The sequence below is a fragment of the Gemmatimonadaceae bacterium genome, from assembly GCA_036273715.1.
In the GTDB taxonomy this organism is placed as follows: domain Bacteria; phylum Gemmatimonadota; class Gemmatimonadetes; order Gemmatimonadales; family Gemmatimonadaceae; genus JADGGM01.
This window is the reverse complement of sequence record DASUHB010000001.1, coordinates 1-14,671: the sequence shown is the minus strand read 5'-3', so window position 1 is coordinate 14,671 and position 14,671 is coordinate 1. Positions and strand designations below refer to the sequence as shown.

Below are 14,671 nucleotides of genomic sequence, written 5' to 3'. Positions count from 1 at the left end.
GCGTGGCGAGGCGCCGCCCAAACGCCACATGGAGGCATCTACGACAAAGGCTCAAAAGGATAACGACGAGGATGTAAGAGATGGGGTCGGCGCATCTCCACGCTTAACGACGCGTCGTTGAGGTTGCATATGCACCGACCCATCTCTGGTATCCTTGTAGCTATCCTTCACGCCAGAGCGAAGAAGCTCTCCACACAGGCCTCCAGTTAGCCCTCACGAGCAGCCGAGCGATCCGCGCCGCTATCCGTGCTTTTGTCCGCTCTACCGACTTGAAAATGTCGTTGTGGCTCCGTAACTTACGCGATTATCCATGATACGTAGCATGACCGGCTTCGGAGCCGCGACGGGTCGGTACGGCGCGCAACGGGTGACCGTCGAGCTTCGCACGGTGAACCACCGATTCTTCAACCCCAACATCAAACTCTCCGGCGCCATGGCGCGCTGGGAAGGCGAGGTGCGCGAGGTCCTGCGTAAGGCGATCGCGCGCGGACACGTCTCGCTCACCGCCCGCACGGAACGCGATGCGCCGGGCGACAATGGTTTGATGGTGGATGAACGCCGCTTCGCCGACTATGTGGAGCTCGTCCGGGCGCTCCAGAAAAAGCACGGCCTCTCGAGCGAAATCGATGTGTCCACCATCTTGCGGCTGCCCGATGTGTTAGGCGCCGAAGCGCGCGATGATACCGGGACCGCCGACGAGCTCTCGGCGATCGTGCGAGACGCCGCGGCCACGCTCACCGCGATGCGCGACGCAGAAGGCGCGCGCATCGCGACGGTGCTCGACGAACGGATCACCATCGTCGAACGCGCGGTGGACCGCATTGCCGCGCGCGCGCCGGAACGCCTGGTGGCAGAGCGCGAGCGGCTGCGGGAATCGGTGCGCGAGCTGAGCGGAGGCGTCGACGTCGATCCGCAGCGGTTGGCGCAGGAAATCGCCATCCTCGCCGATCGCCTGGATGTATCGGAAGAAGTGGACCGGTTCCGCTCGCACGTGCAGGCGTTTCGATCGGCGCTGCACGGGCAGACCAACGGTCAGGTGGGCAAGCGGCTTGGATTCTTGCTGCAGGAGATGCTTCGAGAAGCGAATACCACGGGAAGCAAAGCGCGCGATGCCGTCATGATGCACGACGTCGTCGCAGTAAAGGAGGAACTCGAGCGCATTGCCGAGCAGGTGGAGAACATCGAGTGAACGTCTTTCCGATCATCCTCTCGGCGCCCTCGGGAGGCGGCAAGACGACCATCACCCACGCGCTGCTCGGACAGCGCAAGGATGTTGGATATTCGGTGTCCTGCACCACCCGCCCGCCGCGGCCCGACGAAGTCAACGGGAAAGACTATTATTTTTTGTCGACGGCCGAATTTCTCGAACGCCAGCAGCGCGGGGAATTCGCCGAATCGGCGGCGGTGCACGGACACCTGTACGGCACGCTGCGCAGCGAAGTGACCCGCGTGCTTGGCGAAGGCCGTCACGTGATCATGGACATCGACGTCCATGGCGCTGCACAGTTCCGGGCAGTGTTCCCGGAGTCGGTGTTGATCTACGTGCTGCCGCCGTCGGGTGAGGTGTTGCTGGAACGTCTCCGACACCGTCAAACGGAGACGCCCGAAACATTGAAGAAACGACTCGTCAGCGCGTTGGGCGAGCTCCGAGCCGTTCCGATGTTCCAGTACGTTGTCTTGAACGATGAACTCGATCAAGCGGTGTCCAACGTGTCGCGCATCATCGATGCCGAAGGCCTCCGCCGCGAACGCCTCCAAAACGTGGAACGCGACGTCCGCCGCATCATCGAACGGCTCGAGAAAGAATTGACACCGTGAACCGATTTGGCTTTGTCTTTTATCCGTCTCTGTCCGTCTTTTTCCGGCCCTGTCCGCCTTTCGCCTTTCAGTCCCTCTTCGGAGTATGATCCCATGCAGGTCTACACCCCGTCCGACGTCACGAAGCGCGCAGCGAACAAGTACCTCGGCGTCCTCGTCGCCGCCAAGTATGCGCGCCTGCTCAACGAGTTTCCGCGCACGATGAACGAAGCGCGCGAGAAGAAGCTCACCACACGCGCCCTCGAGGACCTCACGAACGAGGACGGCATCGAGTACCGCGTGATCCCGCGCCGCACCCGTTAGGCATCGCTCCGGTGCGCCCGTTCGGTGGTGCGCGCATCGTCCTCGGTGTGAGCGGCGGCATCGCGGCCTACAAGTCGGCATGGGTCGCGCGGCTGCTCGCGGCCGCGGGCGCCGAGGTCGACGTGGTGATGACGCGCGCCGCCACGCAGTTCATTGCGCCGCTGACCTTCGAGGCGCTCACGGGACGCGCGGTGCACACCGATCTCTTCGCTCCGGGACTCGCCCTCGACCACATCCATCTCGCCCGCGAAGCCGACGCGCTGGTCGTCGCACCGGCCACCGCCGATTTCCTGGCGCGCGCCGCGCACGGACGCGCCGACGACCTCCTCGCCGCGTGTCTCCTCGCGACCACCGCACCGGTGCTGCTGTTCCCGGCGATGAACGACGCGATGTGGGCGCACCCACAAACGCAGCGCAACGCGATGCACCTTCGAGACCTCGGCTACACCGTGGTCGAGCCCGATGTCGGCGCGCTCGCGGCAGGCGAGGGTAGCGGCCCGGGCCGCATGCCCGAACCCGAGGCCATCGTCGCGCACGCGAGCCGCGCGCTCGATGATGCATCGCTCCGCGGACGCACCATCGTGGTCACCGCGGGTCCGACGCGCGAGCCCGTGGACCCGGTGCGATTCCTGTCTAACCGGAGCAGCGGGAAGATGGGGGTGGCAATCGCGTCGGCAGCCTGGCGCCGCGGCGCGCAGGTCGTGCTCATCGCGGGTCCGCTCGACGTGCCGGATCCCATCGGCCCGGCGCTCGTGCGCGTCGAGACCACCGAGCAGATGGCGGAGGCAGTGCGACAGGCGCTCCCCGGTGCGCACGCGCTGATCATGGCGGCGGCGCCCTCCGACTTTCGTGCGGCCGAACCGGCCGCCGATAAGATCAAAAAAGCCGATGGACCCCCATCGATCGCCCTTGCGACCACCCCCGACATCCTCGCCTGTACCGTTAGGCACAGGCCGCCCGGCCTCGTCACCGTCGGGTTCGCGCTCGAAACCGATCACCTGCTCGAGAGTGCGCGCGCCAAGCTTGCGGACAAGCAGCTCGACTTGATTGTCGCCAATAGCGCGGGCGAGGCCGACGCCGGGTTCGGCGCCGACACGAATCGCGTCACCCTTCTCGCGCCCGACGGATCGGCAGATGCGATTCCCCTCATGCCGAAGACGTCGCTCGCCGATGTCATCCTCGACCGCGTCGAGGCCATTCTTCGTGCACGCTGAGGAGCTGCTCCGCCGCTATCTCGAGCAGCGGCGCGATCAGGGCGAAGTCGAGCTGGTCCTCGACACGATGTCGGTGGACGACGTCATGCGACTGATCGGCGCCCGACATCGCCGCGAGGCGTCGAGCGCGGGCATCGACGCGTCGGACTGGCGTCAAGCGCTCAGTTCGGCCGGCGCACGAATCGCGGCGCCTGCGGCGCCGCCCGCCGAGCGTGGTCTATCGCCGGCGCCGAGTGCACCGGCGAGTCCGCCCCCAGATGGTCTAGTCGTGGGCAGCGAAGGGCACGAGCTCTTTGACGGCGAGCTCGGGCACTGTCAAACGGTACAGGACGTCGAGGCGCTCATCGTCGCCTGTCGCAAGTGTGATCTCTACCGAACCGCCAAGCATCCCGTGCCGGGCGAGGGCAGCGCGACCGCGCGCCTCGTGTGCGTTGGCGAGGCGCCGGGCGCGAGTGAAGACGAGACCGGCCGCCCGTTCGTCGGCCAGGCCGGTCAACTGCTGACCAAAATTCTCGAGGCTATCAAGCTCGCACGCGAGGACGTATTCATTGTCAACGTGCTGAAGCACCGGCCGCCCGGGAATCGCAACCCGCTTCCAATCGAAGTCGACGCGTGCCGTCCGTATCTGGTGCGCCAGCTGGAGATCATTCGACCGTCGGTCATCGTCGCGTTCGGCACGTTCGCCGCACAGACGCTACTCGACACCAAGCTCTCAATCGGCAAATTACGCGGAGCGATCCACCGCTACCACGGGATTCCCGTCGTCGTCACCTATCACCCGGCCGCGCTCCTCCGCAATCCCGCTTGGAAGCGACCAACTTGGGAAGATGTCCAGCTCGCTCGTCGACTCCTCGATGGCGTCCGCCAATGAACCGAATGGCGACCGCCGTCCCCCATACTCGGAAGAGGCGGAAACCGCCGTGCTGGGCGCCATGCTCATGGACCAGGACGCGATCCTGCGCGCCACCGAGCACGTGGACGACACGATGTTCTATCGCGAGCGGAATCGTCGGATCTTCCGGGCGATGGTCTCGATCATCGAGCGAGGCGATGTAGTCGATCCACTCTTGCTCGCCGACGAGCTGGCGCGTCGCGGCGACCTCGAGATTGCCGGCGGCAAGGAGTACATCGCGTATCTCGTCGACGCCGTCCCGACATCGGCGAACGTCGAATACCACGCACGGATCGTGAAGGAGAAAGCGCTGCAACGCCGTCTCATCGAGACGTGCACGGCGCTCATCACCCAGGCATACGAAGGACGCTCGACCGCCGCCGATCTCCTGGACGACGCCGAGCAGCGCGTGTTCCAGGTGAGCCAGCAGCGCGGCATGCAGGGCTTCACCCGCATCAAAGAATTGATGTGGCCGACGATGGAGCGCATCGAAGCGCTGCAGCGCGGGGGCAAGACCATCACCGGTGTGCCGAGCGGCTTCAACGATCTCGATGAAATGACGTCGGGATTCCAGAACGCGGATCTCGTCATCGTCGCCGCGCGTCCGTCGATGGGAAAGACGTCGTTAGTCCTGAACATCGCGCAGCATGCCGCGATCGAGAAGCACACGCCGGTGGCGCTCTTCTCGCTCGAGATGAGCAAGGAAGCGCTCGTCCAGCGCATGCTCACGTCGGAGGCCCGCGTTGATGCCCAACGATTGCGCAAAGGCATGCTGCGCGACGATGACTTCACGCGCATGGCACGCGCCGCCGGCACGCTGAGCGCGGCGCCAATCTGGATCGACGACACCGCCGGCATTTCGCTGCTCGAGATCCGCTCCAAGGCGCGTCGCCTGCGCGCCGATGCGAAGATCGAGCTGGTGATCGTCGACTACCTGCAGCTCATTTCCGGGCCATCCTCCGAGAGCCGGCAGCAGGAAATCAGCTCGATCTCGCGCTCGCTCAAGGCGCTCGCCAAAGAGCTCAACGTGCCGGTGATCGCGCTGTCGCAGTTGTCGCGCGCCCCGGAGCAGCGCGCCGGCGACCACCGTCCGCAGCTCTCGGATCTGCGCGAATCCGGCGCGATCGAACAGGACGCCGATCTCGTGATGTTCATCTATCGGCAGGAAGTGTACGACGGCCCAACGGACAAGGACGGCAACTCGCTCGAGGGACGCGCCGAAGTGATCGTGGGCAAGCAGCGCAACGGTCCGATCGGATTCGTGAACCTGTTCTTCCACAAGGCGTACACCCGGTTCGAGAACTACAGCGCTCGACGGGACGCGTAGTGGACGCCGCATCGACCGCCGACGTCGGCGTGATCATCGTCGCGGCCGGCACGGGCTCGCGCACCGGCAGCACGGAGCTCAAGCAGTTTCGATGGGTGGCGGGCAAGCCGATGCTGCTGCACAGCGTGCAACGGTGCATGGAGCGCAGCGATGTCGCCGTGGTGGTCGCGGTGCTCCCGCGCTCGCACGCGGGCGATCCGCCGCCGTGGATCTTTCAGTGCGACGTCGACCGGCTGCTCGTGTCGGCCGGCGGCCGCGAGCGGGGCGATTCGGTGTACGCAGGCCTAACGGACCTCCCGCCCGAGGTGCGCGTGGTGGTCATCCACGACGCGGCGCGCCCGCTCCTCGACGCCGAGACCCTCGATCGCGTGATCGGCGTGGCGCGCGCCGGCTCGGCCGCCGTCGCCGGGCTTCCGGTGACGGACACGCTCAAGCGCGTGGACGCCCTGGATCGTGTGGTGGAAACGGTGGACCGCGCGCAGTTGTGGCGCGCGCAGACGCCGCAAGCCTTTCCGCGCGATATGATCGAACGCGCGTATGCCGACGCGCGCGCGAACGGCATCCGCGCCACCGACGATGCCGCGCTCTGCGAACGGTTAGGCATGCCGGTCATCCTCGTGCGGGGCAGCGAGCGCGCGATGAAGATCACGGAGGAAGCCGACTTCGCGCGCGTCGAAGCCCTGGCGCTCACGCCGCGATGACCGCGCCGCCGCTCGCCGTCCCGTTCTGGTCGCCGGCGGAAATCGAACAAGCAATGTCGGCCACGATCGCGCACCTCCACGCGCGGCGCGTCCTCGCGTATCCCACCGAAACGGTGTACGGCTTCGGCGGCGCCGTCGACGAAGAATCGGTTGCCGCTCTCGTGCGCCTCAAGTCTCGTCCGCCCGGGAAACCGTTTCTGATTCTCGTTGCATCGAGCGACATGGTGGCCCGCTACGACCTCCAGCTCACGGGCTACGCGTCGCGCCTCGCGGCGCGTCACTGGCCCGGTCCGCTCACGCTCGTCCTGCCGGGCGGCGAACGCCGCGTGCCGCCGCGCCTGCGCGGACCGGAGGGCGGGATCGCCGTGCGATGGACGTCGCATCCCGCGCTGGCGCGACTCATCCTCGCCTATGGGGACCCGATCACATCCACCAGCGCAAACCGCCCGGGCGTGCCGCCCGCCATGCGCTCGCGCGAGATCGAACAGCAATGGTCCGATGCGATCGGCCGCGGACTGCTCCGCGTCCTCGATGGCGGCCGCCTCGTGCCCTCGCCGCCATCGACAGTTGTAGATTGCATGGGACGACGCCCGCGTGTGATCCGGCCGGGCGCGATTACCTCCGCGACCTTGCGTGAGTCGGTGCCGGATCTGATCGGAGATTTGTGACGCCTCTGCGAGTGCTCTTCGTGTGCACGGGCAACACCTGCCGCAGTGCGATGGCCGAGGCCATTGCGCGGCGCATCGCGCAGGAGCGCGGCCTCACGGATGTGGAGTTCGGGAGCGCGGGCACCGCGGCGTGGGAGGACGCACCCGCCTCGGACGGTGCGCTGCTCGTGTGTCTCGAGCGGGAGACCGACCTCTCATCGCACCACGCGCGGCTCGCGACGCCCGAGCTCCTGGCGCAATACGATCTCGTGCTGGCGATGGGTCCGCACCACGTGGAGCGGCTGGAGTCGTTAGGCGCGCGCGGCAAGGCCTACCTCATCACGACCTACGCGTCGCGCGGCGCGAGCGACCGGCCCATCGGCGACCCGTTCGGCGGCGAGCTCGAGCTCTACCGCGACACGTACGCCGAGCTCGATCGCGAGCTGCGCCTCGTCCTCGACCGGATCGCCGCGGAGCGCACCCCGGGCGTGTCGTGACCGCGCACGACGTCGGGGCGCTGGTGCTGCTCGGGCATCCGGTGCGGCACTCGATCTCCCCCGTCTTTCAAAACGCGGCCTTGCGCGCCGCCGGGATCGCGGTCACCTACGAGGCGATCGATGTCGAGCCGGGCGCGTTAGGCGACCGCGTACGCGCGCTCATCGCGCGCCGCGCCGCCGGCAACGTCACTATCCCGCACAAGCCGGCCGTCGCCGCGATGTGCGACACGCTGACGCCGCTCGCCCAACGGGCCGGCGCGGTCAACACGTTCTGGGTGGAGCAGGGCGCGCTGGCCGGCGACAACACCGACGTCGGCGGCTTCGACCATCTCGCGCGGCGCGTCCTCGGCTCCGTTCCGTTAGGCGCGCGCGTCGCGGTCCTCGGCGCCGGCGGCGCCGCCGCCGCCGTCTGCGCCGCCGTCGAACAGTGGCCCGGCGCCCGGATCACGCTCTCCAACCGCACTGCCCAACGCGCCGAAGCGCTCGCCGCCCGCTTCCCGGTCGTCGACCGCATCGCTCCCCGCGCCGCCGATGCGGTCGCCGACGCGACCGTCGTCGTGAACGCGACCCCCACCGGCATGACCGACAGCGCGGTTCCCGTCGATGTCACAGTCCTGCCCCCGGCCGTCGGCGTCATCGACCTCGTCCATCGCCCGGGCGAAACGCAATGGGTGCGCGATGCCAAGGCGCGCGGACTCCGCGCCGCGGACGGCCTGGCGATGCTCGTCGAGCAGGGTGCGCTCGCGTTCGAGCGATGGTTCGGTATCGACGCGCCGCGCGACGTGATGTGGGAGGCCGCGTGCGCCGCTCGATGATCGCCGACGCCTGGCGCAGCCCATCGGTTCGTCGCGCCGCTGCTGCGCTCGGCGACCTGCTGCTGCCGCGGTCGTGCGTCGCATGCGCGCGCCTCCTCGACTACGGTGATCGCGGTCTGGTGTGCGGCCGGTGCTGGTCGCGCGTGCACGAGCTGCCGTATCCGCGCTGTGAGCGCTGCGGACACCCGCTCGCGCGCGAGCACTGCACGTGGTGCGAGATGCTCCCGCCGTACGTTCGCGCGGCGCGATCGGTGTGCTGGATGCCCGGCGAGACCGCGGGCGCGATCGTGCATGCGCTCAAGTACGCGGGATGGCGCGGCGTCGCCGTACCGATGGCCGCGCGGATGGCGCGACTGCCGTGGCCCGAGGACGTGCTGGCCGAGCGCACAGCGTACGTCCCGGTGCCGCTCGCGCCAACGCGACTGCGCGAGCGCGGCTACAATCAAAGTGCATTGCTCGCGCTCGCGCTCGCCGCGCGATGTCACGTTCCCGTGCGCGAATCGTGTCTCGTCCGCACGCGTCGAACGGCGACGCAAACGCGGTTGACACCAGAGGAGAGGCGACACAACGTTTCGGGCGCGTTTGCCGTGCCGGCATCTGAGCGGCCCATGATTCGCGGTGCGCACCTGGTGCTCGTCGACGACGTCATTACCACCGGCGCCACGCTCGGCGAATGCGCTGCCACGCTGTTCGCCGCGGGCGCCCGAATCATCAGCATCGTGACCTTTGGACGAGCGCCGGCAATCGGTGACGCAGGCTGACCAAGCGGAGCATATCACGACATGACCATTCGCGTAGGCATCAACGGCTTCGGTCGGATCGGACGACAAGTCATTCGCGCGGCGGCGCAGCAGGGCGTCACCGACCTCGAGTTCATCGCCGTCAACGATCTCACCGACACCAAGACGCTGGCGCATCTCTTCAAGTACGACTCGGTGCATCGCACCTATCCCGGCGTCGTCACGGCCGGCGAAGGCTGCATCCACATCGACGGCCGCGAAATCAGAGTGCTCGTCGAAAAGGATCCCGCGGCGCTGCCGTGGAAGCAGCTGGGCGTGAGCGTCGTGCTCGAATCGAGCGGCAGGTTCACCAACGCCGAAGATGCGAAAAAGCACCTGGCGGCCGGCGCGAAGAAAGTGATCATCTCCGCACCCGGCAAGCACGAAGACATCACCATCGTGATGGGAGTGAATCACGACAAGTACGACGCTCGCCAGCACAACGTGATCTCGAACGCCTCGTGCACGACGAACTGTCTCGTGCCCATGGTGCGCGTCGTGATGGATAACTTCGGTCTGCGGCACGCGTCGATGACGACGATCCACAGCTACACGAACGATCAGAACGTGCTCGACCTGCCGCACAAGGATCTCCGTCGTGCGCGGGCCGCCGCAGTATCGATGATCCCGACCACTACCGGCGCGGCAAAGGCGACGTCGCTCGTGATTCCCGAAGTGAAGGGCAAGATCGACGGACTCGCCATTCGCGTGCCGACGGCCGATGTGTCGTTCACGGACCTCGTGGTCGAGGTCGAGCGCCCGACGACGATCGCCGACGTGAACGCCGCCTTCCGTAAGGCATCGGAATCGGGGCCGCTCGCCGGCTATCTGGCGTATAGCGACGAGGAGCTCGTGTCGGCGGACTACATCGGCAATCCGTACTCCTGCATCCTCGACGCGAAGACGACCAACGTGATCGACGGCACGCTCGTGAAGGTGACGGGCTGGTACGACAACGAGTGGGGCTACGCGTCGCGCTGCGTCGATATTCTTCGATACGTCGGCGCACGGCTGTGAGGGAGACCGTTTCACCGGCGGCGCGTCGCCGCGATCTCATCGCACTGCTGATTCTCGCCGCCGGCGCCATCGTCGCGAGCTACGGCTACCTCGGCTTGCACCACATGGCGGCCTTGCCGATCGTGCGCGTCCGTGGCCAGACGGCCATGGCACGCGCCATCGGGTACACGAACATCGTGCGCACCGGGTGGGCCGTGATCGCGATCGGCATCGCCGCGGTCGTCTGGTCGTTCGTGGCAAACCGGAAATCGGCGGGCCCAACGGACTGATGGGCAAGCGAACGATCAACGATCTCAGGGATGCCGATGTGCGCGGGCGGCGCGCGCTGGTGCGCGTGGACTTCAACGTACCGATGGACGATCGCGGCGCCGTCACCGACGACACGCGCATGCGCGCCGTGCTGCCGACCCTCGATGCCCTGTTCGCCCGCGGCGCGCGCACGCTCGTGCTGCTGTCGCACTTGGGCCGGCCGAAGGGCGGTCCGGATCCGCGGTATTCGCTGGCGCCCATCGCGCGGCATCTGGCGACGCTCACGACGCGTCCGGTGAGATTCGTGGCATCCACCGTTGGGCGGGAAGCGGTCGAGGCCACGAAGGCCGCGGCGCCGGGCACGATCCTCCTGATGGAGAACACGCGGTTCCTAACGGGAGAGGAAAAGAACGACAGCGCCCTCGCCGCGCAGATGGCCGAGCTCGGCGATTTCTACGTGAACGACGCGTTCGGCACCGCGCATCGTGCGCACGCCTCGACCGAAGGCGTCGCGCATCATCTGCATCCCGCCGTCGCGGGGCTGCTCATGGACACCGAGCTGCGCTTTCTCGGCGACGCCCTGGCGCATCCGGAGCGGCCGTTCGTCGCCATTCTGGGCGGGGCGAAAATCTCCGGCAAGATCGACGTCATCGACGCGCTCCTGCCCAAGGTCGATGCGCTGCTCATCGGCGGGGCGATGGCGTGCACGTTTTTTCGCGCGATCGGCCTCGAAACGGGGACGTCGCTGGTCGAACCCGACCGGATCGACATGGCGAAGGCGCTCGTGTCGCGCGCCGGCGAGACGCTCGTGCTGCCTAACGACGCCGTCGTCGCGCCGTCCCTCGATGCGGGCCGCGAGGCGCACGCCGTCGCGCGCGACGCCATCGACGCGAGCGAGGCCATGTTCGACGTCGGGCCGCGCAGCTGCGACGCCTTCGCCCAACGGATCATCGGTGCGCGCACCGTCCTGTGGAACGGTCCGATGGGCGTGTTCGAGACGCCGCCGTTCGATCGCGGCACCCGCGCTATCGCCGAGGCGATGGCGCGGGCGACCGCAGCGGGCGCCACGACCATTGTCGGCGGCGGCGATTCGGCGGCGGCGGTCGATGGCATGCACCTCGCAAGCCGCATGACGCACGTGTCGACGGGCGGCGGCGCATCGCTCGAGTTTCTCGAAGGAAAGGTCTTGCCAGGCGTCGCTGCGCTCGACGATCGGAGCACTTAGATGCAGAAGCCCGTGTTTGCCGCGAATTGGAAGATGCACTACGGTCCGCAAGAGACGCGGGCGTACCTGCTCAAGTTCCTGGCGTCGTATCCGCCCCGCGACGACCGCACCATCATTTTCTTTCCGTCGGCCGCGTCGCTCGCCGTCGCCGGATTTGCCTTGCGCGATCGCCCGGACATTCTGTTAGGCGTGCAGAACGTGCACTGGGAAGAGAAGGGCGCCTTCACGGGCGAGACCTCGGTGCTCATGGCGCGCGACTGCGGGGCGACCGTCGCGCTCGTCGGCCACTCGGAGCGACGTCAACTCTTTGGCGAGACTGATGAGATGACCGCGCGCAAATGCGCGACCGTCGCCCGCGCCGGTCTCACTCCGCTCCTCTGCGTGGGCGAGCGCCTGGACGAGCACGAGCGCGGCATCACGCAGTCCATCGTGATGCGACAACTCAAGACCGGCGTCAGCCGTCTCGAGAAATCGCAGCTCGCGACCATGCTCGTGGCGTACGAGCCGGTCTGGGCTATCGGCACCGGCAAAACGGCAAAGCCCGAAGACGCCACCGTCGTGCACGCCGCCATTCGCCGCTACTTCCGCGAAGCGCTCACCGGTCAAACCGATTCCTTGCGCGTGCTGTATGGCGGAAGCGTGAACGCCGAGAACGCCGCCGAGCTCGTTGCGGCGCCCGAGATCGACGGCGTGCTCGTGGGCAGCGCGAGTCTCGAGGTGGATGTCTGGACGAGAATCGTCGGCACTTGACCGCGGTGCGTAAGCTTCGTAATCTTCAGAGCTTACGCCAATCACAGAGACGCCGCGCCAGATGTACACGTTCATCATCGTTCTCCTCGTCATCGACTGCATCATCCTTGGCGTCGCTGTGTTGCTGCAGTCCCCCAAGGGCGGCGGACTGTCAGCCACGTTCGGCGGAGCAGGGTCGTCGCCGGATTCGTTCATCGGCACGCGTCAAGCTGCGAACCTCCTCACGAAAACCACGTGGTGGACGGCGGGGATTTTCATGGGACTCGCGTACTTGCTGCAGCTGATGAGCGCGCACGCATCGTCGCCGCGTTCCGTGCTCGACGAGCCGTTCTCGCAGCAGCCTGCGGCGCCGACCGCGCCCGCGCCCACGAGCGCGAATCCGGCCGTACCACTCACGCCGGCGCCCGCGCCGAGCTCCAACGCCAAGCCCACGACACCCACTCCCAAGAAGCCCTGACACGGTGAGCGAGACGGGCGATCAAGCAGGGTTCCTCCTCCTCGAGGACGGAACCCTTTTTCACGGAACCACACGCACGCGACGCGAACCGTCCGTGGCCGAGGTCGTGTTCACGACGAACATGACGGGCTACCAGGAGGTGTTCACGGATCCGTCGTATCGCGGGCAGATCGTGGTGATGACGGCGCCGCTCATCGGCAACTATGGTGTGAACGACGACGATCCGGAGTCGGCGTCGCCGCAGATCGCAGGCGTGGTGGTGCGCGAGCTCACGGACCACCCGTCGAACTGGCGAGCGCGCCGAGACTTAAGAAGCTGGCTTGAATCAGCGCAAGTTGCTGTGCTCGAGCAAGTTGATACACGCCGCCTCACGCGTCACCTGAGGTCAGTTGGCGTGATGCGCGGCGTGATCGGCGTGGGCGATGTGCCTGATGCACAAAGCGTTGCGGCACTGGAAGCTTGCCCGTCAATGGAGGGATTGGATCTCGCGTCGGCAGTGTCGACGAAGCGACGGTACGCGTGGGGCGATCCTAACGCAGGCTCGCACATCGTCGCGTACGACTACGGCATCAAGCGCAACATTCTGCGGCTGTTTGCCGATCACGGGTGTCGAGTCACGGTGGTGCCCGCGGACACGCCGGCGGCGGCCGCGCTCGAGCTCGCGCCTAACGGAGTGTTTCTCTCGAACGGGCCGGGGGATCCGGCGGCCGTGAAATACGCGCCGCCGATCATCCGGCAGCTCGTCGAGAGCGAAGTGCCGGTGCTGGGGATTTGCTTGGGACACCAATTGTTGGGCCTGACGTTCGGCGGCCGCACGGAGAAGATGCCGTACGGGCATCACGGCGGAAACCATCCCGTGCGGGCGCTCGAGAGCGGCCGGGTGTTGATCACGTCGCAGAATCACGGATTTGCGGTGGTGGCAGAGGGTGACGCGATCGCGGGCGCGCCGGAGCTCGTGATGACGCACGTGAATCTGAACGACGGGACGGTGGAAGGACTGAAGCATCGGGAGTTGCCCGTGTACGCGGTGCAGTATCACCCGGAGGCAGCGCCTGGCCCGCACGACGCACGGCCGCTGTTTTCGCAGTTCATGGATTCGGTGAGATCGCACACGAGTTCAAGTGAGCCAAACGCTTGACACACAATAGGTAACGCCATAAGTTCGACTCACGTTCGCCGCCCGGCGAACGCATGACCCGAGGCTATCGAATGACCAAAGCCGACCTTGTCGAGCGCGTGACGACGCAGATCTCCCGCACCGCCGGCCCCATGATTTCCAAGAAGGATTGCGCCCGCGTCGTGGATGCATTCCTTGATGCAATCAAGGACGCGCTGAAAGAGCAGAAGAACATCGAGGTCCGTGGCTTCGGAACGTTCAAGATTCGCCAGCGCAAAACACGCATGGCGCGCAATCCCCGCACGGGCTCGCCGGTAGAAGTCAGCGCTCGACCGGTTCCGGTCTTCAAGCCATCGAAGGAATTGCGAGCGCTCGTCGCCGACATGGATGCGCCGCATCCAGGTGAGGCGAGTCCCGCCGCATAAAGGCGGACCACACGGACAAGGCTGGACAAGACCGGAAGACGGACCACCCAGGCAGGGCCGACACGCGTCCGCAAGGGAAGCGTCGTCAGCGAGATACCCTTCCGCCCCGCCCCAAAAACCAACTTTTTGTTATCCTTTGGACCCGTCGTCGAGGAGACCTGGTCCTCGCGCGATCACTTGTGAGCGCGGAGCCGAGTCCCCACGACAAAGGGTTCAAAGGAAAACGAAAAGGATGTAAGGGATGGGGAAGATCGCAGCCATGGACGTCCAAACATCAGCGTTCACGTACCTGGTGTAGGTCACGCGCGCGAACAACGCACCTTCCCTCGCGTGGCAGCGATCTTCTCCATCATTTGCAATCCTTTTTGTTTTCCTTTTGAGCGTTTGTCGTAGATCTCTCCCTGTGGCTTTTCGGGTGGAGACTCGCCACGCGGTCAC

18 protein-coding genes are annotated in these 14,671 nt (G+C 66.5%); all 18 read left to right on the top strand.

Annotated elements, in window-relative coordinates; all coding sequences use genetic code 11:
- The first annotated feature begins 322 nt into the window (after positions 1-322).
- The 18 genes from VFW04_00090 to VFW04_00005 all read left to right on the top strand — a co-directional run bounded on the left by VFW04_00090 (position 323) and on the right by VFW04_00005 (position 14,233).
- The gene (locus VFW04_00090; protein ID HEX5177703.1) at positions 323-1,189 is read left to right on the top strand and encodes a YicC/YloC family endoribonuclease; all 867 of its coding nucleotides are present in this window, start codon (positions 323-325) and stop codon (positions 1,187-1,189) included.
- A complete protein-coding gene (gene gmk / locus VFW04_00085; GenBank protein ID HEX5177702.1) occupies positions 1,186-1,818 on the top strand; it encodes a guanylate kinase in 633 nt (210 codons plus the stop codon). Before VFW04_00090 ends, gmk begins: the two co-directional genes overlap by 4 nt.
- Positions 1,819-1,911: 93 nt before the next feature.
- On the top strand, positions 1,912-2,121 hold the full coding sequence (locus VFW04_00080) for a DNA-directed RNA polymerase subunit omega (protein HEX5177701.1): 210 nt from the start codon (positions 1,912-1,914) through the stop codon (positions 2,119-2,121).
- Positions 2,122-2,132: 11 nt separating this feature from the next.
- On the top strand, positions 2,133-3,335 hold the full coding sequence (gene coaBC / locus VFW04_00075; protein ID HEX5177700.1) for a bifunctional phosphopantothenoylcysteine decarboxylase/phosphopantothenate--cysteine ligase CoaBC: 1,203 nt from the start codon (positions 2,133-2,135) through the stop codon (positions 3,333-3,335).
- Positions 3,325-4,206 (top strand): uracil-DNA glycosylase, encoded by an 882-nt coding sequence (locus tag VFW04_00070; protein HEX5177699.1) that lies wholly within the window; start codon positions 3,325-3,327, stop codon positions 4,204-4,206. The genes coaBC and VFW04_00070 overlap by 11 nt, the downstream gene beginning before the upstream one ends.
- Positions 4,163-5,554 carry a replicative DNA helicase gene (gene dnaB / locus VFW04_00065; protein HEX5177698.1) on the top strand — a complete coding sequence of 464 codons (1,392 nt, stop codon included), beginning with the start codon at positions 4,163-4,165 and terminating at the stop codon, positions 5,552-5,554. Before VFW04_00070 ends, dnaB begins: the two co-directional genes overlap by 44 nt.
- Complete coding sequence (ispD, locus tag VFW04_00060) at positions 5,554-6,255, top strand: 2-C-methyl-D-erythritol 4-phosphate cytidylyltransferase (GenBank protein ID HEX5177697.1); 702 nt, start codon at positions 5,554-5,556, stop codon at positions 6,253-6,255. Before dnaB ends, ispD begins: the two co-directional genes overlap by 1 nt.
- Positions 6,252-6,923 carry an L-threonylcarbamoyladenylate synthase gene (locus VFW04_00055; protein HEX5177696.1) on the top strand — a complete coding sequence of 224 codons (672 nt, stop codon included), beginning with the start codon at positions 6,252-6,254 and terminating at the stop codon, positions 6,921-6,923. Before ispD ends, VFW04_00055 begins: the two co-directional genes overlap by 4 nt.
- Positions 6,920-7,399, top strand: a complete 480-nt coding sequence (locus VFW04_00050) for a low molecular weight protein arginine phosphatase (GenBank protein ID HEX5177695.1) — start codon at positions 6,920-6,922, stop codon at positions 7,397-7,399. The genes VFW04_00055 and VFW04_00050 overlap by 4 nt, the downstream gene beginning before the upstream one ends.
- Complete coding sequence (locus VFW04_00045) at positions 7,396-8,214, top strand: hypothetical protein (protein HEX5177694.1); 819 nt, start codon at positions 7,396-7,398, stop codon at positions 8,212-8,214. The genes VFW04_00050 and VFW04_00045 overlap by 4 nt, the downstream gene beginning before the upstream one ends.
- Positions 8,199-8,975, top strand: coding sequence for a double zinc ribbon domain-containing protein (locus VFW04_00040; protein ID HEX5177693.1), 777 nt, complete (start codon positions 8,199-8,201; stop codon positions 8,973-8,975). The genes VFW04_00045 and VFW04_00040 overlap by 16 nt, the downstream gene beginning before the upstream one ends.
- 21 nt (positions 8,976-8,996) lie before the next feature.
- Positions 8,997-10,010, top strand: a complete 1,014-nt coding sequence (gap, locus tag VFW04_00035) for a type I glyceraldehyde-3-phosphate dehydrogenase (protein ID HEX5177692.1) — start codon at positions 8,997-8,999, stop codon at positions 10,008-10,010.
- Positions 10,007-10,279 carry a hypothetical protein gene (locus VFW04_00030; protein ID HEX5177691.1) on the top strand — a complete coding sequence of 91 codons (273 nt, stop codon included), beginning with the start codon at positions 10,007-10,009 and terminating at the stop codon, positions 10,277-10,279. Before gap ends, VFW04_00030 begins: the two co-directional genes overlap by 4 nt.
- On the top strand, positions 10,279-11,484 hold the full coding sequence (locus VFW04_00025; protein ID HEX5177690.1) for a phosphoglycerate kinase: 1,206 nt from the start codon (positions 10,279-10,281) through the stop codon (positions 11,482-11,484). The genes VFW04_00030 and VFW04_00025 overlap by 1 nt, the downstream gene beginning before the upstream one ends.
- Positions 11,485-12,234, top strand: a complete 750-nt coding sequence (gene tpiA / locus VFW04_00020) for a triose-phosphate isomerase (GenBank protein ID HEX5177689.1) — start codon at positions 11,485-11,487, stop codon at positions 12,232-12,234.
- Positions 12,235-12,295: 61 nt separating this feature from the next.
- On the top strand, positions 12,296-12,691 hold the full coding sequence (secG, locus tag VFW04_00015; protein HEX5177688.1) for a preprotein translocase subunit SecG: 396 nt from the start codon (positions 12,296-12,298) through the stop codon (positions 12,689-12,691).
- A 4-nt stretch (positions 12,692-12,695) separates the two neighbouring features.
- Complete coding sequence (gene carA, locus VFW04_00010) at positions 12,696-13,829, top strand: glutamine-hydrolyzing carbamoyl-phosphate synthase small subunit (protein HEX5177687.1); 1,134 nt, start codon at positions 12,696-12,698, stop codon at positions 13,827-13,829.
- 71 nt (positions 13,830-13,900) lie between these two features.
- Positions 13,901-14,233: an HU family DNA-binding protein gene (locus VFW04_00005; GenBank protein ID HEX5177686.1), complete on the top strand. Its 333-nt coding sequence runs from the start codon at positions 13,901-13,903 to the stop codon at positions 14,231-14,233.
- Positions 14,234-14,671: the final 438 nt, after the last annotated feature.